This window comes from Acinetobacter sp. P8-3-8 (assembly GCF_000214135.1).
Taxonomy (GTDB): domain Bacteria; phylum Pseudomonadota; class Gammaproteobacteria; order Pseudomonadales; family Moraxellaceae; genus Acinetobacter.
The window spans coordinates 1-210 of record NZ_AFIE01000204.1 but is presented as its reverse complement, the minus strand read 5'-3'; the positions used below and the strand labels follow the sequence as shown (position 1 = coordinate 210).

At 51.4% G+C, this 210-nt stretch carries 1 protein-coding gene; it reads left to right on the top strand.

The features are described 5' to 3' along the window. Positions 1–210 (top strand): Ig-like domain-containing protein (locus GGG_RS21135; RefSeq protein ID WP_010118327.1); only part of this gene is annotated, 210 nt, incomplete at both ends.

Sequence of the window (210 nt, the reverse complement as noted above, 5' to 3'; positions counted from 1 at the left end):
ACCTGCTCAGCCGGGAGATGTTGGTGCAACGGATAATGTCGGACCAAATGTAGGCGAGATCCCATCAGGTGGTACGACAGATGACACCACACCGACGATTACAGGTACAGGTGAACCGGGTGCAACCGTTGAAGTTATTGATAATGGTCAACCACTAGGTACAACGACAGTCGACTCAGCAGGCAACTGGACATTCACACCAGATACTCC